This window comes from Mycobacterium sp. 852002-30065_SCH5024008 (assembly GCF_001665645.1).
GTDB lineage: Bacteria > Actinomycetota > Actinomycetes > Mycobacteriales > Mycobacteriaceae > Mycobacterium > Mycobacterium paraffinicum.
Map to the genome: position 1 here is coordinate 46,127 of NZ_LZSZ01000181.1, position 21,073 is coordinate 67,199.

Genomic DNA, 21,073 nt, shown 5'->3' on the forward strand with positions numbered 1-21,073 from the left:
GATCCACGCATATATGGCAAGGGTCAGAACCAGCGGCTCCAGAAGCGGGTCAGCACGTTGCCCGCGGACACCAGCCACGTCGGCACGCCGGAGAACTCGAACAGCCAGAGCACCATCTGAAAGAACCAATGGCTGGCGGCCAGGAGCAGGAACAGCAGGATGAAAAAGCCGTACTGCTTGGCCGGCGCCACCGCGCGCTGCGTCTCCCGACTCAGGTGCGGCTCCAGGGCGTCGTAGCCGTCCAGGCCCGGGATGGGCAGCAGGTTGAGCACCACCGCGGTCAGCTGCAGAAAACCCAGGAACGCGACCCCCGCCCACAGCACCTGGTGGAAAGGGTCGTAGAACAACCGCGTCAGCGCCAGCAGCAGCACCGCCAGCACCAGATTGGCGGCCGGCCCCGCGAGGCTGACCAGGCTGCGCCGGTTCGGCGTCATGAACCAGGTCCGCACGTACACCGCGGCGCCCGGCAGGCCGATGCCGCCCAGCGCGATGACCACCATCGGCAGCAGGAGCGACAGCGCGGGATGGCTGTAGCGCCGCGGATCCAGCGTCAGGTAGCCGCGCACGGCGGCGTCGTGGTCGCCGAATCGCCAGGCGGTCACGGCGTGCCCGAACTCGTGCAGGCACAGCGACACCAACCAGCCGGCGATCACGAAGGTGAACACCCCGAAATACGCCAGCGGCCGCACGGTGCTGCCGGCCAGCCAGGCCAGCACGCCGCCCACCGCCGTCAGGCCGACGAGGGCCAGGAATATGGGGCTGGGACGGACCGATTCGCGCCGGGCGGGCAGGCTCACCGGTCGAAACTAGCGGACCGCCAGCCAGCCTTCGACGTTGCGGTAGAACGTGGACCGGCGCGCCGGGCGCGGCGCGGGCACGCCGTCGCGCACCACGGTGACGCCGGTGCTGCCCAGCTGGACCGCGCGGCCGGCGACCCAGCGGCGCCGGCCCGTCGCCACGCGGGCGCGCAGGCCCGGGACGGCCAGCGTCGGCTCGACGTCGACGGCGGGGGCGTCGCCGTCGAACAACACGGTGTCGTCGACGACGGCCTCGCCGCGCAGGCGCCGGCCTTCGCCGGGCAGCCAGGCGGCCCGGCCGACGATCACGGACCCGGTCTCGTCGCGGACCAGGGTGACGCGCCGCGCGGGCCCTCGCCGGGCGCGCCGCGCCGCGCGCCGTCCGGCGGGCAGACGGTAGATCCGGGTCGCGCGGGTGCGGCGGCGCGGCACGTAGGCCACCTCGATGTCGAGCCGGTCGGCGCGCAGCAGCCGGGTCAGCACGGCGGCCAGGTCGGCGTCGGCCCCTATCACGACGAGCCGCGGGTAGGGGCCGATCGCGGCGTCGGTGTCGGCCGAGTGAACCGGCACGCCGGTCAGCGGCCGTGGCACGCGCCGATCGCCGAACACCAACACCCCCAAGGCGGCATCTTCTCGCGTCACAGCCCGTCCAATTGAGCAGCCCCAATATTATTGTTTTCCAACGTATCTCGTTTGCTCGGCAGCCAGACCGTCTGTGCACGGCACGATCTCACGATAACGACGCAGTCACAACATGGTTTCAGACTATGAAAGTCGTTGCGCCACCGCCTGGTAACAACCGGATACTTTACTCCTGCCACGGGGTCAACGAATGGGTGGCTAAGAGAACGGAGAACTGCCATTCGCCGACTCACCGCCGTCTTCTCAACCGCGCGAAGCGCGCCGCCCGTATCTGGTACCGGCCCCACGCGCGTCCATTGCTGACGAAGCAACTCCGCCGTGTTGGCGCCCTAGCGCTTTCGACTGTCCTGCTGTGCGTCGGGCCGGCGAGGGCCTCGGCCGACGAATCGATCGTGATCGACTTGGTCCGGCATGGCCAGTCGGAGGCCAATGCGGCGGGCGTGATCGACACGTCGGTGCCCGGAGCGGTGCTCACTGCGCTCGGCCAAGAACAGGCGCAGAACATCGCCAACGTGCTCGCCGCGCGGGGCCCGGTGGCCGCGATCTACGCGTCGCAGTTGATCAGGACGCAGCAGACCGCGGCGCCGTTGGCGGCCATGTTGGGGATGAATGTTCAGGCATTGCCCGGGCTCAACGAGATCGACGCCGGCGCTTTCAATGGCTTACCCCAGTTCAGCCTCGCGGGGCTGGTCTACCTGCTAGGCCCGGTGGCGTGGCTGCTGGGGCTACGCATCGTGCCGATGCTGGCTCCGGGCTCCACCGACGCTAACGGGTTCGAATTCGACAAACGCTTCAACGGCGCGCTGCAGACGATGTACGGCAACGCGGTGACCAACGGGAGCCGCTTCAACGACTCCCTGCAACTGATGTACGGCAATGCCCTGGCCAACCCGGTTCGGGCCGCGGGCGGCAAGATCACCGAAGTGGCGGTCTCCAGCGAGTTTGCGATCGGCGTCGGGACGATGATGACCGTCAAGAACCCCGATCCGCTGCTCTTGCTCTTCGATCCGCTGCCCAACGCCGGCGTTGTCGAGATCCAGGGCAATCCGCACGATGGCTGGACGCTGGTCAGTTGGAACGGGAAACCCGTGTGGCAGGGCTGGGCGGCCAAGAGGCCCGGTCGTGCCCCCAAGCAGCCCTTGTGCCTGATGTTGGGCGCGCCGACCGCCAGCGGTGTATGTGCGGGCAAACCGCCCGTGCCGGCAAGTGCTCCACGCGCAGGCCCATCGGCGGAAATGCCGCTCAGCGGGCGGCTGCCCGCGGCGCCGGATGGATGAGCCGCGGCCGTCCGGGACACGAGCAGCGATCAATCGGCCCTTGGCACAAGTCCGTAGCTACCCGACGTTTAGGATCGCCACGTGAGCGCGCCAAGCAAAGACGCGTCCGGCTACGCGCCCGGTCCTAAAGTGGTTAACCGCGGTGCTGGTACAGGTCGGCAGCCCGAGCCAACGGGAGATGCCGAAAACCGTGGCGGCGCTGAGAGATACGGCGCCCTGCCAGTAGAGCCACAGTAAGCAGGCGGGAGCAAGTCATGCCGGCAATCGTCCTCATCGGCGCCCAATGGGGTGACGAGGGCAAAGGTAAAGCCACTGACCTGCTCGGTGGACGCGTGCAGTGGGTGGTGCGCTATCAGGGGGGCAACAACGCCGGGCACACCGTCGTCCTGCCCAGCGGCGAGAACTTCGCGCTGCACCTGATCCCGTCGGGAGTGCTGACTCCCGGCGTCACCAACGTCATCGGCAACGGTGTGGTGGTCGACCCCGGCGTGCTGCTCGACGAGCTCAAAGGCCTCGAGGACCGCGGCGTGGACACCACCAAGCTGTTGATCTCGGCCGACGCGCACCTGCTGTTGCCCTACCACGTGGCCATCGACAAGGTCACCGAGCGCTACATGGGCAACAAGAAGATCGGCACCACGGGCCGCGGCATCGGGCCCTGCTACCAGGACAAGATCGCCCGCCAGGGGATCCGGGTCGCCGACGTGCTCGACCCCGACCAGCTGACCCACAAGATCGAGGCCGCGCTGGAACTCAAGAACCAGATCCTGGTCAAGATCTACAACCGCAAGGCCCTGGACCCGCACCAGGTCGTCGAGGCCCTCCTGGAACAGGCGGAGGGGTTCCGCCATCGCATCCGCGACACCCGCCGGCTGCTCAACGCCGCGCTCGAGACCGGCGAGACGGTCCTGCTGGAGGGCTCCCAGGGCACCCTGCTCGACGTCGACCACGGCACATATCCCTATGTGACATCGTCGAATCCGACCGCCGGCGGCGCGGCCGTCGGGTCCGGCATCGGGCCCACCCGCATCACCACCGTGCTCGGGATCCTCAAGGCCTACACCACCCGCGTGGGCTCCGGGCCGTTCCCCACCGAGCTGTTCGACGAGAACGGCGAATACCTGTCCAAGACCGGCGGCGAGTTCGGTGTGACCACCGGGCGGCGGCGCCGCTGCGGCTGGTTCGACGCCGTCATCGCCCGCTACGCCACGCGGGTCAACGGCATCACCGACTTCTTCCTGACCAAACTCGACGTGCTCTCCAGCCTGGAAACGGTGCCGATCTGCGTCGGTTATCGCATCGACGGCGAGCGCACCGCCGACATGCCGATGACGCAGACCGACCTGGCCCGCGCCGAGCCGATCTACGAGGAGTTGCCGGGCTGGTGGGAGGACATCTCGGACGCCCGCGAATTCGACGACCTGCCCGCCAAGGCGCGTGACTACGTGCTGCGGCTGGAAGAGCTTGCCGGAGCCCATGTTTCGTGCATCGGCGTCGGCCCGGGACGGGAACAGACGATTGTGCGCCGCGACGTCCTGGCGGCCCGCCCGTGACGGAGCCGGATCCCAAAGAGCTCGACCCCGAATACGAACACCACGGCGGATTTCCCGAATACGGCCCGGCCAGCCCCGGCCCGGGATTCGGCCGGTTCGTCGCGGCCATGCGCCAGCTGCAGGACCTGGCCGTGTCCGCCGATCCCGGCGATGACCTGTGGGACGACGCGGCCGACCGCGCCGAGGCGTTGGTGCAGCTGCTGGGCCCGTTCCAGGCCGACGAGGGCAAGGCGCCGGCCGGGCGGACGCCCGACCTGCCCGGCATGGGCAGCCTGCTGCTGCCGCCCTGGACGTTGACGAAATACGCGCCGGACGGGGTCGAGATGACCGGCTACTTCAGCCGGTTTCACGTCGGCGGGAACCACGCCGTGCACGGCGGCGTGCTGCCGCTGCTGTTCGACCACATGTTCGGCATGGTGTCGCATGCCGCGGGGCGTCCCATCAGCCGAACGGCCTTCCTGCACGTCGACTACCGCAAGGTCACCCCGATCGACGCGCCGCTGGCGGTGCGCGGTCGCGTCACGAGCACCGAGGGCCGCAAGGCGTTCGTGGCCGCGGAACTCCTCGACGGCGACGAAGCGGTGCTGGCGGAGGCCAACGGGCTGATGGTGCGGCTGCTTCCCGGCCAGCCCTAGCGCGGCCAGGCCTGGCACCCGCGCGACCGACCTATCCTTGAGCGGTGACTGACGGCCCGACCGAAGGACAAGACGACAGGACCACCGCGCTCGCCGTGCCCTCGCAAGCGCCGACCATGGAAGCCGACGCCAGGCCGCGCGTGGTGGTGCTGGGTTCCGGTGAGCTCAGCCGGGAACTGTCGATCGCGCTGGGGCGCCTCGGCGCGCGGGTGATCGTCGTCGGTGAGCGCGCGGACGGGGTGGCCGATGAGTCGCTGGCGGTCCCGATGACCGACGCCGAGGAGCTGATGAAGGCGGTGCGGGGGCTGCACGCGGACGTCGTCGTGGCCGCCACCGACGCCGTTGCGCCCCGGGCGCTCGAGGGCCTCGAGGCCGGGGGCACCCAGCTGGTGCCCGGCGCGCGGGCCGTGCGGCTGGCCGCCGACCGGGAGGGCCTGCGCCGGTTGGCCGCCGACGAGCTGGGGCTGCCCACGGCGCCGTTCTGGTTCGCCGGCTCCGTCGGCGAACTCGAGGCGGTCGGGGCCCACGCCGGTTACCCGCTGCTGGTGGAGCCGGTGCTCGCGGCCGCCGGGCGGAGACAGTCGGTGGCGTCGGGCCCCGACGACCTCGCGGCGGCCTGGCAGCGCGCGACGGGAGGCCACGGGGACCAGCACCGCGTGCTGGCCGAAACCGTGGTGGAGGTCGAGTCTTACGTCACCCTGCTGGCCGTCCGCAGCGACGGGCCCGGGGGACCGGCGATCGAATTCTGCTCGCCCATCGGCCATCGCGGTGGCCACGCCGACGCGCTGGAATCGTGGCAACCGCAGCAGATGAGCGCGGCGGCGATGGATGCCGCCAAATCGATCGCGGCGCGGATCGTCAAGGCGCTCGGCGGCCGTGGCGTCTTCGGCGTCGAGTTGATGATCAACGGCGACGAGGTGTACTTCGCCGACGTCACGCCCTTCCCCACCGCCAGCGCCTGGGCGACGGTGCCCAGCCAGCGGCTCTCGGCGTTCGAGCTGCAGGCCCGCACCGTCCTGGGCCTGCCGGTGGACACCATGATGATTTCGCCGGGCGCGGCCCACCGGGTCGAGAGCGCCGACGCGCCGGCCGCCGCGCTGGCCCGGGCGCTGAGCGTGCCGGAGAGCGACCTGCGCGTGGTCGGCCGCGGGTACCAGGCGTTGGCGACGGCGCCGGAGGTGGCTGCGGCGCTCGACCGCGCCCGCGAGGTCGCCAGCCGACTGGCCGCGCGCGAGCCCGCGCACTGAGTTATCGGGCGGCAAGGTGACCTCGTTACGATTCGAGGTCATGAGCACAGAGCGCGCGGGCTACGCCGGAGACATCACCCCCCAGCAGGCATGGGAACTGCTCAGCGAGAACCCCGACGCTGTGCTGGTCGACGTGCGCACCGACGACGAATGGCGGTTCGTCGGGGTGCCCGACCTGTCCAGCCTGGGCCGCGAGGTGGTGTTCATCGAGTGGAACACCTCGGATGGCAGGTACAACGCCAACTTCGCCGACGAACTGCGCGACCGGGTGCCTGAAACCGACGCCGAACGTCCGGTCGTCTTCCTGTGTCGCTCGGGCAACCGCTCGATCGGCGCCGCCGAGGTCGCCACCCGGACCGGCATCACGCCGGCCTACAACGTGCTGGACGGCTTCGAGGGCCACCCGAACGCCCGGGGGCTGCGCGGCGAATCGGGCTGGCGCGCGATCGGATTGCCCTGGAAGCAGCTATGACCCACCCCTCGGGGGATTCCGTCCGCGCCCCCAAGGCGCTGCCCGACGGCGTCAGTCAGGCCACCCTCGGCGTGCGGGGCGGGCTGCTGCGCTCGGGCTTCGACGAGACGGCCGAGGCGATGTTTTTGACGTCCGGCTATGTCTACTCCTCAGCGGCCGTCGCGGAGCGCTCGTTCACGGGCGAGCTCGACCACTACGTGTACTCGCGGTACGGGAACCCGACCGTGACGATGTTCGAGGAGCGGTTGCGCCTGATCGAGGGCGCCCCCGCGGCGTTCGCCACCGCGAGCGGAATGGCGGCGGTGTTCACCTCGCTGGGCGCGCTGCTGGGCGCCGGGGACCGGCTGGTCGCGGCGCGCAGCCTGTTCGGGTCGTGTTTCGTGGTGTGCAACGAGATCCTGCCGCGCTGGGGCGTCGAGACCGTCTTCGTGGACGGCGACGACCTCGCGCAGTGGGAGGAGGCGCTGTCCGTCCCCACCGCGGCGGTGTTCTTCGAGACGCCGTCGAACCCGATGCAGTCGTTGGTGGACATCGCCGCGGTCGTCGAGCTTGCCCACGCCGCGGGGGCAAAAGTGGTGTTGGACAATGTCTTTGCCACACCGCTGCTGCAGCAGGGCATTCCCCTGGGGGTCGACGTGGTGGTGTACTCGGGCACCAAGCACATCGACGGTCAGGGCCGGGTGCTGGGCGGCGCCATCCTCGGCGACAAGGAGTACATCGACGGCCCGGTGCAGAAGCTGATGCGGCACACCGGACCGGCGCTGAGCGCGTTCAATGCCTGGGTGTTGGTGAAAGGCCTTGAGACGCTGGCGATCCGGGTCGAGCACAGCAACTCCTCGGCGCACCGGATCGCGGAATTCCTGGAGACCCATCCGGCGGTGAGCTGGGTTCGCTACCCGTATCTGCCGTCGCACCCGCAATACGACCTGGCCAAGCGGCAGATGTCGGGCGGGGGCACGGTGATCACCTTCGCGCTCGACTGCCCCGAAAGCGCCGCCAAGCAACGGGCCTTCGAGGTGCTGGACAAGCTGCGGCTGATCGACATCTCCAACAATCTGGGCGACGCCAAATCCCTTGTCACACACCCGGCCACCACCACCCACCGGGCGATGGGTCCGGAGGGCCGCGCCGCGATCGGCCTGGGCGACGGCGTGGTCCGGATCTCGGTCGGGCTGGAGGGCACCGACGACCTGATCGCCGACATCGACCAGGCGCTGAGCTAACCGGCTTGTTTCTCGGCGGCGTCGATGCGTTCGGCCGCCGCCAGCGTCCCCTCTTGCGCCTGCCGCTCCACCCAGTCCACCACCGGCCGGGCGTACATCATCTGGCTGGTGATGGCCATCTGGCCGCGGGTGCGGCCCAGGAAGGAGATCCCCCAGGAGAACATGGCGGCGATGCGGTTGCGGAAACCAACCAGGTACAAGAGGTGCAACAGCAGCCACGCCAGCCAGGCGATGAAGCCGCCGAACTCCAGCTTGCCTACCTTCGCGACGGCGCTGTACCGCGAGATCAGGGCCATGCTGCCCTTGTCGAAGTACTTGAACGGCTTGCGGTTGGCCGGATCGTCGTGGCCCTTCACCGCCTGCTTGATCAGATTGGTGACGTAGTGCGCGCCCTGGATCGCGCCCTGGGCCATCCCCGGTACGCCGGGGACGGACATCAGGTCGCCGACCACGAACACGTACGGATGCCCCTTGACGGTCAGGTCGGGCTCGACGATGACCCGTCCGGCGCGGTCGGTCTCGGTTCCGTCGGACTGCTCGGCGACCATTTTGCCCAGCGCGCTGGCCTGCACGCCCGCGGCCCACACCTTGCACGCGCATTCGATGCGGCGCTCGCTGCCGTCGGCGTCTTTCACGGTGATGCCCATGTAGTCCACCGCGGTCACCATCGCGTTGAGCTGGATCTCGACGTCCATCTTCTGCAGCCGGCGTTGCGCCTTGAGGCCCAGGTTTTCACCCATCGGCGGCAACACCGCGGGCGCCGCGTCGAGCAGGATGACCCGGCATTCGCTGGGCGTGATCGTCCGGAAAGCCCCGGCCAGGGTGCGCTCGGCGAGCTGGACGATCTCGCCGGCCAGCTCCACTCCGGTCGGCCCGGCGCCGACCACCACGAACGTCAGGCGGCGTTGCCGCTCGTCCGGGTCGGTGGCGACTTCGGCGGCCTCGAACGCACCGAGGATGCGGGCCCGCAGCTCGAGGGCGTCGTCGATGCTCTTCATGCCGGGCGCGAAGGCGGCGTACTCGTCGTGGCCGAAATAGGACTGCTGCGCGCCGGCGGCCACGATGAGGCTGTCGAAGGGCGTCACCGTCTCCATGCCCATCAGGTGCGACGTCACGGTCTTTGCCGTCAGGTCGATGCCGCTGACCTCGCCCCACAGCACCCGGACGTTCTTCTGCCGACGCAGGATCAGCCGGGTGGTCGGCGCGATGTCGCCTTCGGACAGGATGCCGGTGGCCACCTGGTACAGCAGCGGCTGGAACAAATGGGTGGTCGTCCTCGAGATCAACGTGACATCAACGTCCGCCCGTTTGAGGGCCTTGGCCGCGTTCAAACCGCCGAATCCGCTTCCGATGATGACGACGTGATGACGCGACATGCTCACCCCTTATTGGCCTCGTCGTTCTGGTCGCACGCTGCTTCCAGCGCATCTCCACCGTACGACTAGGACCCCTCGGACGTCACGGCAAGGCACAGATCGGCACGGGAGCCCGCAGATCCGGCTGTCGCACAGCACAATCCGAATGAACTCAGCGGTACGGCAAGGGATCGCCCGCCGCGGGGGTGGGCGATCCCTTGCCGAAGCCGCGGATAAGGCCTGCGGTTACTGGCAGGTCAGGCCCGGACCGCAGTCGATGGTTATCGGCGTCGTGCAAGCCGAAGCCGCGCAGACGGTGAATCCGAGCATCGCTGCGAGAATGATTTTGCCGGTCAATCGTGACATAACACCAACCCCGTTCATGGATGGACAATTTCTTTTGTTTGCCCGATTGCCCGATTGCCCGATCACCCGATGGCGGAAGTCTACGGCGTCTTCGCCGTTGCGACAGTGGATTTCGAAAACCCGGCGCGCCGGTCTTTCCGGTGGAAGTTCCCCGTTCGCGTGAAATGTATTGAATTCAAACGGCGGCAACTTATGGCGGGATTAATTGTGGCCACGGGGATATTCGAGAATGGTAACCCTTGCCTTAGTCTGGGCGAGGGTCGGCCGGCTGAAGGCCGAACCGGCCACTCGCGCAACCCATTTCGAGCCGTCGGCTAAAACGGCCACCCGTTGGAGTTGTCCTTGAATTTCCCGTTGACCGCGGTGCAGAAGTCGTCGGAGGTGCCGGCGAGCAGGATGTAGTAGGTCTCGCCGCGGCGACTCTCGTAGGTGTTGGGGGTGCTCCAGCCGCTGTTGCAGAGCGAGCTCTGCGTGCCGGCCGTGGCCCTGCGCCAATTCGTCTTGGCGCAGCCCGCCAGGCCGTCCATGTTGGGCGTCGCGCTCTTGGCCGCGACCACCATCGCGCCTCCCCATTGCCCATCGCTGCGCCGGTAGGCGCGCGCCCCGAACCCGGCGTTGTTCGCCTGGCATGCCAGCGCCCGGCGCATCAGCGAGAAGGGAGCGGCCAGTTGAGGATTGGCGCTCCCGGCGGCGGCCGTGATGAATTGCGCCGCGTCCGAGCCGTCGACCTCCTGCACGTTGGGAGTGCCGAAGCTGAACAGCTGCTGCGCGATCCCGGCGTTGCTGCCGCCGCCGATGATCGGGCCGCCGCCGCTCGATGTCATCGGGGGCAGCGCGACGGTGGGGTCGGCGCCGGCCGTCGGCGCCACGACGACGGCGCCCAGCGCGAACGCGGCGGCCATGTTACGGAGCGCGGTGAGTCTCATGGCTTCATTCCAGCACGTGTGCGTAATCGGCGCGACGGTCGTCGCGCACCAATGCGTGGAGCACGTGGCGGGTCTGCAGCCGGATGTACTCGTCGCGGGTGTAGGCGGGGCCGAAATGCCAGTGCTTGAGCGCCCAGCCGTGGGCGAGCAGCATGATGTCGAACACCGTGAGGTCGACGTCGACATCGCGGAAGACGCCCGCGACGATACCGGTTTCGATGACCGCGCGCAGCGGTGCGGCGGTGGCGATTTCGAGTTCCTTGATCCTGGCCCGGTCGGCCGGCGCCAGTGTCCGGCTCTCCCGATAGGTCAGCACCACGCCGTCGAGGTTCTCGTCCACGATCTGGATGTAGCGGCTGATGCCCGCGGCCAGCTGGTCCACGACGTCGTCGCCGGCGGCGGCCATCACGGGCGCCAGCTGGTCGCGGAACACGTCGAGGATCCGCACGATCGTGGCCAGCAGCAGGTCCTCCTTGCCGCCGAAATAGGTGTAGATGAGGCCGACGCTGACCTTGGCCTCGGCGGCCAGATCCTGCATGGACATCTGGTGGAAGCCGTGTGTTCCCATGACCTTGACCGCGGCGTCGAGCACCTGGCGGCGCCGCGCGCTGGCCCGGGCCGCACGGACGGCCTCCTCGACGGGCAGGGCGCCATAGTCGACCGCCATCAGATGCCCAGGTCCTTGGCGACGATCGTCTTCATGATCTCGTTGGTCCCGCCGTAGATCGTCTGGATGCGGGCGTCGACGAACGCGCGCGCCACGGCGTACTCGCGCATGTAGCCGTAGCCGCCGTGCAGCTGCAGGCAGCGATCGGCCGTGCGCACCTGCAGGTCGGTGGTCCACCATTTCAACCGGGCGGCCCGCGCGGCCGTCAGCTCGCCGGTCAGGTGCTGGGCCAGGCAGTCGTCGAGATAGGTTCGGGCGACATCGATTTCGGTCGCCACCTCGGCGAGAACGAATTGGCTGTGCTGGAAGCCGGCGATCGGCGTGCCGAACGCCTTGCGTCCGCGCACGTACTCCAGCGTCTCGGCGAGGATGGCCTCGGCGGCGGCCACCGCCCCCACCCCCAGCGCAAGGCGCTCCTGCGGAAGGTTCTGCATCAGCTGGTAGAAGCCGGCGCCCTCTTCCCCGAGCAGATTGGCCGCCGGCACCCGCAGGTCGGTGAACGTCAGCTCGCTGGTGTCCTGGGCGTGCAGGCCGATCTTGTCCAGGTTGCGGCCCCGGGAGAAACCCGGGGTGTCGGCGTCGACCACCAGCAGCGACAGGCCTTTGTGTCGATCGGGTGACGTCCGCACGGCGACGACGAACAGGTCGCCGCACTGGCCGTTGGAGATGAACGTCTTGGCGCCGTTGACGACGTAGTGGTCGCCGTCCCGGACCGCCGCGGTGCGGATCCCGGCCAGGTCGCTGCCGGTGCCGGGTTCGGTCATGGCGATGCCGAGCACCGTCTCGCCGGTCACCACGCCGGGCAGCCAGCGCCGTTGTTGCTCGGGCGTGGCCAGGTCGGTGAGATAGGGCAGCACCACGTCGTTCTGCAGCGTGAACGCGATCGCCTCTGCCGCCGCGCCGGCCCGCTGCAGTTCGTCGATGACGATCGCGTTGTAGCGAAAGTCGTTGACTCCCGGGCCGCCGAGCTGCTCGGGCACCGAAAAGCCGAGCAGCCCAAGCTTTCCCGCTTCGATGAACAGCGAGCGGTCCCACTGTCCCCGCGTTTCGGCCCGCTCGTGCGCCGGGACCACCACCCGCTGCACGAACTCGCGGACGAGCGCCCTGAACTGCCGGTGCTCTTCGGTGTACTCCAGACGTTCGGCCATGTCTTCCCCCGGTTACCGGAAGGCGTCGCTACCGGTGAACGCCTGGCCCAGGACGAGCTGATGCATCTCTGGGGTGCCTTCGTAGGTGAGCACCGATTCCAGGTTGACCATGTGCCGGATGACTGGGTACTCGAGCGATATGCCGTTGCCGCCCAGAATCGTTCGAGCGGTCCGGCAGATCTTGATGGCCTCCCGGGTGTTGTTCAGCTTGCCGAAGCTGACCTGCTCGGGACGCAGTCCGACGCTGTCCTTGAGGCGGCCCAGTTGCAGCGACAGCAGCTGACCCTTGTGCAACTCGACCGCCATGTCGACGAGCTTTGCCTGGGTCAACTGGAATCCGGCGATCGGCCGCCCGAATTGGGTGCGCTGCGTGGCGTAGTCGAGCGCGGCCTGCCAGGCAGACCGCGCCGCACCCATGGCACCCCAGATGATTCCGTAGCGCGCCTCGGACAAACAGGACAGCGGCCCCCGCAGGCCTTTCGCCTCGGGCAGCATCGCATCGGCGGGCACCCGCACGTCGTCGAGCACCAGCTCGCTGGTAATCGATGCCCGCAGCGACAGCTTGTGGTGGATGGTGTTGGCGGTGAATCCCGGTGTCCTGGGCGGCACCAGAAAGCCCCGAATTCCCTCGTCGGTGGCCGCCCACACGACCGCGACGTCGGCGACCGAGCCGTTGGTGATCCACAGCTTTCGGCCATTGAGCACCCAATCCGAACCGTCGCGTCGCGCACGGGTTTTCATCGCGGCCGGATCGGATCCCACGTCGGGTTCGGTCAGCCCGAAACACCCCAGCAGTTCGCCGGTCGCCATACCGGGCAGCCACTCCTGCTTTTGCTCCTCGGACCCGAAGTTCCAGATCGCGAACATCGCCAGCGATCCCTGCACCGAGACCATCGACCGCAGGCCGGAGTCGGCGGCCTCCAGCTCCACGCACGCCAGGCCGTAGTGCACGGCGGAGGCGCCGCCGCACCCGTACCCCTCCAGGTGCATGCCGAGCAGGCCGAGCTGTCCGAACCCTTTGGCGAGTTCGCGCACCGGCAGGTCGCCGATCTCGAACCACTCCGCGACGTAGGGAAGGACGTGCTCGGCGCAGAACTCTCTGACGGTGGCGCGCACCGCGAGCTCGTCGTCGGACAGCGAGGCATCCAGGCCCAGGGGGTCGTACCGGTCGAAGGCGGGAGGTTTGTGCGTGCTCATGGGTTTCAGCCTGCCACTAACCGGCCTTTAACCAGCCATCGTCAGGCCACCGCTGACGCTGATCACCTGTCCGGTGATGAACGACGCGGCGGGCGACGCAAAGAACAGCACGGCCGCGGCGACCTCTTCGGGTCGCGCCAGGCGGCGAAACGGGATGGCTTTGACCAGCGCTTCTTTCAGCTTCTCGGGCTGGGCGTGGAACAGCGGTGTGTCGGTCGGGCCGGGGCACACACAGTTGACCGTGATCTGATGACGGGCCATCTCCCGGGCCAGCGACTTGGTCAGCGCGATCACCCCGCCCTTGGCGCCGGCGTAGATGGATTCCCCGGCGCTGCCGACCCGGCCCGCGTCGCTGGCCACGTTGACGACCCGCCCGCCGGCGTGCGTCTCGATCATTCCCGGCAGGAACGCGGCGCAGACGTGCACCGGTCCCAGGTAGTTGATCGCCACCACCTTGGCCGCGAATTCCGGTGTGGCGTTGAGGAATTGATCGGTGCGATCCCATCCCGCGGCGTTGATGACGATGTCGGGCACGCCGGCTTCGCCGTGCGTCGCGTCCCGCAGGGCGTCGACCTGGACCGGGTCGGCGACGTCCACCGGCAGCGCGGTGATCAGCCCGGGGTGCTCCTTGGCGGTGGCCGCGCCGGCGGCCTCGTCGAGGTCGGCGGCGATCACCCGGTCGCCCTGTGCGGCGAACGCCAGCGCGATCGCCTTGCCGATGCCCGAACCGGCGCCGGTCACCACGGCCAGGCGCCCCTGTGAATGTGCGTTCATTTCTGACGAATCTAGGTTCAGCGTGGCGGCGGGGTCAAGGTCGGCGGCCTGCCCGGTACTCTCGCTGCATGCGACGGCTCCTGTGGCTGGCCATGGATGTCATCGGTGTGCTGGTGTTCTGCGCCGCCGGGCGTCGCAGCCACGACGAAGGACTCAACCTCGCCGGCGTCGCGACGACCGCCTGGCCGTTTCTCACCGGAACAGTCGTGGGCTGGCTGGCATCCCGCGCCTGGCGGCGCCCCACCGAGGTGGTGCCGACCGGGGTGGTCGTCTGGCTGTGCACCGTCGTCGTCGGCATGGTGTTGCGCAAGGCCAGTTCCGCCGGCGTTGCCGCGAGTTTCGTGGTGGTGGCGGCGTCGGTCACCGGGTTGTTGTTGCTCGGCTGGCGGGCGGTCGTCGTGCTGACCCTGCGGCGCCGGTCCGGCGTGTAGAGCCCATGGCAGCGATGACGGGCGTGGCGGTGACCGCGGCATTCGGTGCCGCCGCGCGGGCGGTAGCCACGAACAAGGGGACGCTGGACGATCCGTTCGCCGAACCGTTGGTGCGGGCCGCCGGGGTCGACCACTTCGTGCGGGTGATCGACGACGACCGGTTCGGCGCGGACGACGCCGAGGGTCCGTGGTTCCTGGACGTCTGCGCGGCGCACACCCGGTTCGTCGACGAGTTCGTCGCCGACGCGGGGAGGGCGGGCCTTCGCCAGGTGGTGATCCTGGCATCGGGTCTGGACACCCGGCCATACCGGCTGTGGTGGCCGCCGGGGACAACCGTTTACGAGATCGACCGGCCCGAGGTGCTCGACTTCAAATCCGAAGCGCTGCGCGCATTGGGCGCCGAACTGACGGCGAGCCGGCGCGCCGTGGGCGTCGCTCTGCATCAGGATTGGCCGGCCGCCCTGCGGCGGGTCGGCTTCGACGCCACCGCGCCCGCGGTGTGGATCGCCGAGCAGCTGCTGATCGGGTACCTGACTCCCGCCGTGCAGGACCGCGTGCTGCAGGGCGTCACCGCGATGAGCGCCACCGGCAGCCGGTTCGCCGCCGACCACATGCCCATCTGGACGCCGTTACAGCTGGAAGCGGAGCGGTCGTTTGTCGATGGCTTGCGCCAGAACGGGGTGGACGTCGACCTGGCCAGCCTGACCCATCCGGGGCAATACCATTACGTCCCGGAGTATTTGACCGCCCACGGTTGGGAGACGTTGCAGCGCAACGTCACCGAGCTGCTGGGGGCGGTGGGACGGCCGGTAAGGCGGCGCCACCGCCCCGGCGACACGGAGTTCGTCCCCGAATACCTCACGGCCACGCGGGCATAACCACAGGTCGCGCTCTCTTTAAGTTGGTTAACGTTTAATTAACTTAAATTGATCGGCCGAATCCTTGAACCCGATACGCCCTAACGTCGTACCCGCTTTATGAGCCGCGATGAAAGGGGCATGAAACGTTGAGCTTGCGTGTTTCGAACGGTCTGCCTGGCGTAGTTTCGCAACCGACGGTCCGCGCCCCGCAGCACGCCCCCTCGTTGTGGCCCGCGAGCGGCGCTCCGGGAGGCGAAGAGTGGCGCGCGGGCGTGCGCACCGCGGTGCTGGCCACGGTCGCAGAGTTTGTCTCGGCCCGCCGCGCCACCGACCTCGCTGGCGCGGGCCTCGATGCGGTCGGCGACATGCTGGCGCAGTTCGTGTCTAACGGCAAATGTCTACGGTCGACCTTCATGTATCTCGGGTGGTTGTGTGGCGCCCCGCCGAGCGGAGCCGCGTTAACGGCCGCGGCGAGTCTGGAGTTACTGCACGCCTTCGCGCTGATCCAGGACGATGTCATGGACCGTTCGGCGCAACGGCGGGGTCGTCCGGCGGCGCACGTGCTACTGGCCCGGTGGCACCGCGAACGCGAACTAGCTTCGTGCGCAGAGAAATTCGGTGAGTCGGCGGCCGTTCTGCTGGGCGATCTTTGCCTCATTTGGGCGGAGCAGATGCTGCGCGAAAGCGGTATCGAAGCCCGCCGCCTGCAGCGGGTGTGGCCGCGCTACGACGCCATGCGGACCGAATTGGCGATAGGTCAATTCGCCGATCTCGCGGCCGATCTCCGCAGCTTCCCGCCGCTCGAAGCGGTGCTGGACGTGGCGCGGCGTAAATCGGGCAACTACACGGTGCGCCGTCCGCTGGAATTGGGCGCGGCCATGGCCGGCTGCGGCGACCGAACGCTGGCACGGCTTGGCCGCTACGGCGCCGCTGTCGGGGAGGCGTTTCAACTCCGCGACGACGTATTGGGGGTCTTCGGCTCGCCGGCGGCGACTGGGAAGCCAAGCGGGGGAGACCTGCTCGAGCGCAAAGCGACCAGCCTCGTCGTGGCCGCTTACCAGCTGGCCGACGCACCGACCCGCCGCCAGTTCGTCGAGCTCATGGGCCTCGACGAACTCGATGACGCCGCGCTGCGGCGTTGGAAGCAATTGATCGCCGCGACGGGGGCCGTGGAGATGATCGAACAGATGATCGGCCGGCGGGTGGCATCCGCACTCAATGATGTGGATGGCATGGAGATCAACGAAGCCGTTTGCACCGCTTTGGCCGAGATGGCGGTCGCGTGCGTGCAGCGCCGCGAATAGCGGACCACACCGGGGGCCGGAGGACTTGACCCAGACCGATCGGGGGGATCGACAGCTAATCATCCCGGAGGACACGCATGTTATCGCGACTGGCCCTTATCGCCATCGCCGCTCCGCGACGAGTGATCGCAAGCGCGGTGTTCCTGGCGGTCCTCGCCGCCGTCTTCGGTATCCCGGCCGCAGCGACGCTGCCCGGCGGTGGATTTCTGGACCAGACGGCCGAATCCGCGCGTGCCACAGCGGTTCTGGCCGAGAAGTTCCATCAAGGCGACATGGAGATGACGCTGCTGGTGCACTCGCAGAGCGGGGTCACCCAAGGACCCGCTCGGATGGTGGGCGTGGACATCGTCCGGCAGCTGGCCCAGTCGCCGTTCGTCGCGCAGGTGGCGTCGCCGTGGGATGCGCCCCGGCCGGGGTTGGTCAGCGGCGACGGCAAGTCCGCGCTGATCGTGGCCGCCCTCACCGGTGGGGAAAGCAGCGCGCCCAAGCATGCCCGGGAGCTCGCGGACCGGGTGGCGCGCGATCGCGACGGCGTGACCGTGCAGGCCGGAGGCATGGCGATCATCTATGAAGAGCTCAACCGGCAGACCCAAAACGACCTGTTGCGAATGGAATCCATTGCGATCCCGTTGAGTTTCGCCGCGCTGGTATGGGTATTCGGCGGCTTGCTGGCCGCGGCACTGCCGATTCTCGTCGGCGGCTTCGCAATCCTGGGTTCCCTCGCGGTTTTGCGCGCGGTCGCTTTGGTCGCCGACGTGTCCATCTTCGCGGTGAACGTGGCGGTGGCATTGGCTCTGGCGCTGGGCATCGACTACACGCTGCTGATCATCAGCCGTTATCGCGACGAACTGGCCGACGGGCTGCCCCCCGCCGAAGCCCTCCCGCGCACCATGGCCACGGCCGGACGCACCGTGCTGTTCTCCGCCCTGACGGTGGCCCTCGCGCTGGCCGCATTGGTGATATTCCCGATGTACTTCTTGAGGTCATTCGCCTACGCCGGCGTTGCGGTGGTGGCTTTCGCGGCCCTGGCCGCGATGGTGGTCGCGCCCGCGGTGATCGTGTTACTGGGCGACCGGCTTGACGCACTCAACGTTTGGGACTTGGGCCGCAAGGTCTTTCGGCATTCCCAAGCGCCGCCGGCGACCATCGAGCACACCTTTTGGTACCGGATGGCCAAGCGGGCCATGCGGCACGCGGTTCCGATCGGCTTGGCGATCATCGCCCTCCTGCTCGCTTTGGGCGCGCCGTTCCTCGGCATCAAATGGGGCTATCCCGACGATCGGGTGCTCCCGGCGTCATCGTCGGCGCGCGCCGTCAGCGACCGGATCCGGCACGACTTCGGTGCCGATTCCGAGATCAGGGTCGTCATCCCCCGCACGGACGGCCTGACGACGGGAGACCTTGACGAGTACGCCGCACGGCTGTCGCGCGTACCCGACGTCTCGGCGGTGTCGGCACCGACCGGAACCTTCATCGCCGGTGAGCGGAAGGGGCCACCGTCGGCACCCGCCGGAATGGCAGACGGCAGTGCCTATTTGACGGTGGCCAGCAGCGCGCCGTTGTATTCGCTGGCCTCGGGCGCGCAGTTGGATCGCTTGCATGCGATCCCGTTGGCCGGTGCCCGCCACGTCGAGCTAGCCGGGATGGCCCAGATGAATCGCGACTCTATAAACGCGATCACGTCGCGATTGCCCTGGCTGTTCGGTTTCGTCGCTTGCGTCATGCTGGTGTTGCTGTTCCTGCTCACCGGCAGCGTGGTGCTGCCCGTCAAAGCGGTGCTGCTCAACATGCTGTCGCTGACGGCGGGATTCGGCGCGTTGGTGTGGATCTTCCAGGACGGGTATCTGGGCGCGTTGGGCACCACCCCGACCGGCACGCTGGTGGCCAACATCCCGGTGTTGATGTTCTGCATCGCATTCGGATTGTCCATGGACTACGAGGTTTTCCTGCTCTCCCGCATCCGCGAGTACTGGCTGGCCTCGGACCGCACGCGTGTCGACAACGACGAGAGCATCGCGCTGGGCGTCGCGCGCACGGGCCGGATCATCACGGCGGCAGCGCTGTTGATGTCGATCTCGTTCGCCGCCCTCACTTCCGCGGAGGTTTCCTTCATGCGGATGTTCGGCGTCGGGCTGACTCTCGCCGTCTTGGTCGACGCAACGTTGGTGCGCATGCTGCTCGTCCCGGCCTTCATGCACGTCTTCGGCGGCCTGAACTGGTGGGCGCCGGCACCGCTGGCACGGCTCCGCCGGCGGGAGGATGCCCGAATGGAATGTGTCGCGGTCAGAGGCGTTGGATGATCACGTGGTGCACCGATTAAGCCCGCCCGCCGCGAGTCACCAGCTGCGGTTCGTGTCGGCGACCCACGACGAACCGCTGGCGCGGCCCCTGCTGGCCGAACTGGCCGACGAGTACGCGCAGCGCTACGGCGGCACACCCAGCACACACCTGTCCTGGCTGCCCGTGCCGGAGGCCGAGTTGGCCCCGCCGGACGGCGGATTGCTGATCGGGGTGCTGGATGGCGTGCCCGTCACCGGCGGGGCATTCCGGCGCTACGACGCCGAAACCGCCGAGCTGAAGCGGATCTGGACCGACCGCGCTCATCGGCGCCGCGGGTACGCGCGAGTGCTGTTGGCGGCGCTGGAGGCGGAGACCGCCGCGCGCGGGTACCGGCGGCTCTACTTGATCACCGGCAACCGGCAACCCGAGGCCGAGGCGCTGTACGACGCGACCGGGTACACCCGGGTGCCCGCCGACCCGCTGCCGTCCTGGGGGCCGTTCGTCCCGATCGCGTTCGAGAAGTGGCTGCTTCCCGACGCTCAGTGAGGCCGCGACGATATCTTTGCGCCTCCCGTTCCGCTGTTATTGGGCGTGCGACTAATTGCAAGGACCGTATTCGGTCATTGGGTTTTAAGTCACATTTCCCCGCCCGATCGGGCGCCCGCCGGATTTACCGCTCGAGTGCCCCTGACCTGCGGGTATCGCTCAACTACGTCGAATCCGGGCCGCCAGAAAAGCGGGGCGTAGGTCCGTCCGATCAAGGCCCTTCGGCTCTACGCGACTTGCCTCGTTCCGGGCGACGCTTGCTGGGAAAGAAAAGGGAGGTCAAGCCGTGTGGGCTATTGGTGGCTTGCAAGAGCGGTTGCGCGCGCCGATGTTGATCACCGCCATACGGGACATGCAATGGCGGCAGCGACGCTTCATCATCGCGGCCGTCGGCACCGGAATGGTGTTCGCGATGACCCTCATCATCACGGGGCTGATGATCGGGACCCGGGTCGAGGCCCAGCGCCTGGCCGACTCGATAGGCATCGACAACTACCTCATCAAGGTGGGCGCGGTCGGACCGTTCATTGGTTCATCGAGGTTCCCGCAGGCGGAACTCGAGGACGTCGCCCAGCTTCCTGGCGTCGAATCGGCGATCCCGGTGGTCTACGGCAACACGATCCTGCAAGACCGGCGCCTACCGGAAAACCTGAACGTCTACGGCCTGCCCGAACAGGGGATGCCGCCGATCGTGGCGGGGCGGGCACCGTCGAATCCCGACGAGGTCGCCATGTCGACCACGCTGAAGCGGTCCATCGGGGACAAGGTCGAGGTGGGATCGCAGGTGCTGCGGATCGTCGGGCTGGTCAACAAGTCCACCACGCTCGCAGGTCAACCCAATGCGTTTGTGACCGTCGCGACGGCGCAGCGGTTGATGTTTTCCGCGCAGCACGTGATTTCGGCTATCGGCTTGCGCGGCGTACCCGCGCAAGTGCCCGCCGGCTATCGCGTCGTGGACCGCGCCGCCGCGGTCGATGACATGATTCGCCCGCTGCATATGGCTCGGCTGGCGATGTCGTACCTGGTGATCCTGCTGTGGGCGGTGGCCGCGTCGATCGTGGGATCGCTGATCTACCTGTCCGCGCTGGAGCGCACCCGAGACTTCGCGGTGTTCAAAGCCCTCGGTGTCGCCACCCAGTCGGTGCTCGCCGGGCTCATGCTGCAGGCGGTGCTCGTCGCGGTGGTCGCGGCGATGCTGGGCGGGCTGCTGGCCGTGCTGCTCGGCCCGCTGTTTCCGATGCTCGTGGTGGTGACCCCCTCGGCATTCCTGTCGCTGGTGGGAACCGCGGTGGGGGTCGGCCTGTTGGCGAGTTTGGTGGGATTGCGGCGCGCGGTCGCGATCGACCCGGTAATGGCGTTTGGGGCCGGATAGT

General features: G+C 68.3%; 20 protein-coding genes. 12 read left to right on the top strand and 8 right to left on the bottom strand.

The features are described 5' to 3' along the window. Positions 1–23 precede the first annotated feature (23 nt). Together A5781_RS23520 and A5781_RS23525 are read right to left on the bottom strand one after the other, a co-directional pair. A complete protein-coding gene (locus tag A5781_RS23520; RefSeq protein WP_067212766.1) occupies positions 24–797 on the bottom strand; it encodes a site-2 protease family protein in 774 nt (257 codons plus the stop codon). Between the two features lie 9 nt (positions 798–806). Further along, complete coding sequence (locus A5781_RS23525; RefSeq protein ID WP_067212768.1) at positions 807–1,439, bottom strand: peptidase M50; 633 nt, start codon at positions 1,437–1,439, stop codon at positions 807–809. 296 nt (positions 1,440–1,735) lie between these two features. Here A5781_RS23525 and A5781_RS23530 point away from each other — a divergent pair, with 296 nt between their 5' ends. The 6 genes from A5781_RS23530 (at position 1,736) to A5781_RS23555 (ending at position 7,846) form a co-directional block, all read left to right on the top strand. Then, on the top strand, positions 1,736–2,716 hold the full coding sequence (locus A5781_RS23530) for a histidine phosphatase family protein (RefSeq protein WP_067212771.1): 981 nt from the start codon (positions 1,736–1,738) through the stop codon (positions 2,714–2,716). A 254-nt stretch (positions 2,717–2,970) separates the two neighbouring features. Beyond that, positions 2,971–4,269 (top strand): adenylosuccinate synthase, encoded by a 1,299-nt coding sequence (locus A5781_RS23535; RefSeq protein WP_067212774.1) that lies wholly within the window; start codon positions 2,971–2,973, stop codon positions 4,267–4,269. After that, positions 4,266–4,904 carry a PaaI family thioesterase gene (locus tag A5781_RS23540; RefSeq protein WP_067212776.1) on the top strand — a complete coding sequence of 213 codons (639 nt, stop codon included), beginning with the start codon at positions 4,266–4,268 and terminating at the stop codon, positions 4,902–4,904. The genes A5781_RS23535 and A5781_RS23540 overlap by 4 nt, the downstream gene beginning before the upstream one ends. Positions 4,905–4,948: 44 nt before the next feature. Further along, positions 4,949–6,151 (top strand): formate-dependent phosphoribosylglycinamide formyltransferase, encoded by a 1,203-nt coding sequence (gene purT / locus A5781_RS23545; RefSeq protein ID WP_067212779.1) that lies wholly within the window; start codon positions 4,949–4,951, stop codon positions 6,149–6,151. A 40-nt stretch (positions 6,152–6,191) separates the two neighbouring features. Continuing rightward, positions 6,192–6,623 carry a rhodanese-like domain-containing protein gene (locus A5781_RS23550; RefSeq protein ID WP_067212787.1) on the top strand — a complete coding sequence of 144 codons (432 nt, stop codon included), beginning with the start codon at positions 6,192–6,194 and terminating at the stop codon, positions 6,621–6,623. Further along, positions 6,620–7,846, top strand: a complete 1,227-nt coding sequence (locus A5781_RS23555; protein WP_067212790.1) for an O-succinylhomoserine sulfhydrylase — start codon at positions 6,620–6,622, stop codon at positions 7,844–7,846. The genes A5781_RS23550 and A5781_RS23555 overlap by 4 nt, the downstream gene beginning before the upstream one ends. Here A5781_RS23555 and A5781_RS23560 read toward each other — a convergent pair. The 6 genes from A5781_RS23560 to A5781_RS23585 all read right to left on the bottom strand — a co-directional run bounded on the left by A5781_RS23560 (position 7,843) and on the right by A5781_RS23585 (position 14,279). Further along, entirely contained in the window at positions 7,843–9,222 is a 1,380-nt protein-coding gene (locus A5781_RS23560) for an NAD(P)/FAD-dependent oxidoreductase (protein WP_066954629.1), read from the bottom strand. The two genes, A5781_RS23555 and A5781_RS23560, sit on opposite strands and share 4 nt — an antisense overlap. A gap of 659 nt (positions 9,223–9,881) precedes the next feature. After that, the gene (locus A5781_RS23565; RefSeq protein ID WP_067212793.1) at positions 9,882–10,493 is read right to left on the bottom strand and encodes a hypothetical protein; all 612 of its coding nucleotides are present in this window, start codon (positions 10,491–10,493) and stop codon (positions 9,882–9,884) included. Between the two features lie 4 nt (positions 10,494–10,497). Further along, the gene (locus A5781_RS23570; protein ID WP_067212796.1) at positions 10,498–11,160 is read right to left on the bottom strand and encodes a TetR/AcrR family transcriptional regulator; all 663 of its coding nucleotides are present in this window, start codon (positions 11,158–11,160) and stop codon (positions 10,498–10,500) included. After that, a complete protein-coding gene (locus tag A5781_RS23575; RefSeq protein ID WP_067212799.1) occupies positions 11,160–12,308 on the bottom strand; it encodes an acyl-CoA dehydrogenase family protein in 1,149 nt (382 codons plus the stop codon). The genes A5781_RS23570 and A5781_RS23575 overlap by 1 nt, the downstream gene beginning before the upstream one ends. 12 nt (positions 12,309–12,320) lie before the next feature. Then, on the bottom strand, positions 12,321–13,505 hold the full coding sequence (locus A5781_RS23580; protein ID WP_067212802.1) for an acyl-CoA dehydrogenase family protein: 1,185 nt from the start codon (positions 13,503–13,505) through the stop codon (positions 12,321–12,323). A gap of 27 nt (positions 13,506–13,532) precedes the next feature. Beyond that, a complete protein-coding gene (locus A5781_RS23585) occupies positions 13,533–14,279 on the bottom strand; it encodes an SDR family NAD(P)-dependent oxidoreductase (protein WP_067212806.1) in 747 nt (248 codons plus the stop codon). Between the two features lie 68 nt (positions 14,280–14,347). Between A5781_RS23585 and A5781_RS23590 the strand changes: the two genes are divergently transcribed. From A5781_RS23590 to A5781_RS23615, 6 genes are all read left to right on the top strand, one after another. Beyond that, positions 14,348–14,710: a DUF3054 domain-containing protein gene (locus tag A5781_RS23590; protein ID WP_231987209.1), complete on the top strand. Its 363-nt coding sequence runs from the start codon at positions 14,348–14,350 to the stop codon at positions 14,708–14,710. Positions 14,711–14,715: 5 nt separating this feature from the next. Next, entirely contained in the window at positions 14,716–15,588 is an 873-nt protein-coding gene (locus tag A5781_RS23595; protein WP_067212809.1) for an SAM-dependent methyltransferase, read from the top strand. Between the two features lie 206 nt (positions 15,589–15,794). After that, a complete protein-coding gene (locus A5781_RS23600) occupies positions 15,795–16,874 on the top strand; it encodes a polyprenyl synthetase family protein (protein WP_067212812.1) in 1,080 nt (359 codons plus the stop codon). 77 nt (positions 16,875–16,951) lie between these two features. Continuing rightward, entirely contained in the window at positions 16,952–19,174 is a 2,223-nt protein-coding gene (locus A5781_RS23605) for an MMPL family transporter (RefSeq protein WP_067212815.1), read from the top strand. Between the two features lie 4 nt (positions 19,175–19,178). Next, positions 19,179–19,700: a GNAT family N-acetyltransferase gene (locus A5781_RS23610; protein ID WP_067212818.1), complete on the top strand. Its 522-nt coding sequence runs from the start codon at positions 19,179–19,181 to the stop codon at positions 19,698–19,700. 328 nt (positions 19,701–20,028) lie between these two features. Beyond that, a complete protein-coding gene (locus tag A5781_RS23615) occupies positions 20,029–21,072 on the top strand; it encodes an ABC transporter permease (protein WP_067212821.1) in 1,044 nt (347 codons plus the stop codon). Position 21,073 lies beyond the last annotated feature (1 nt).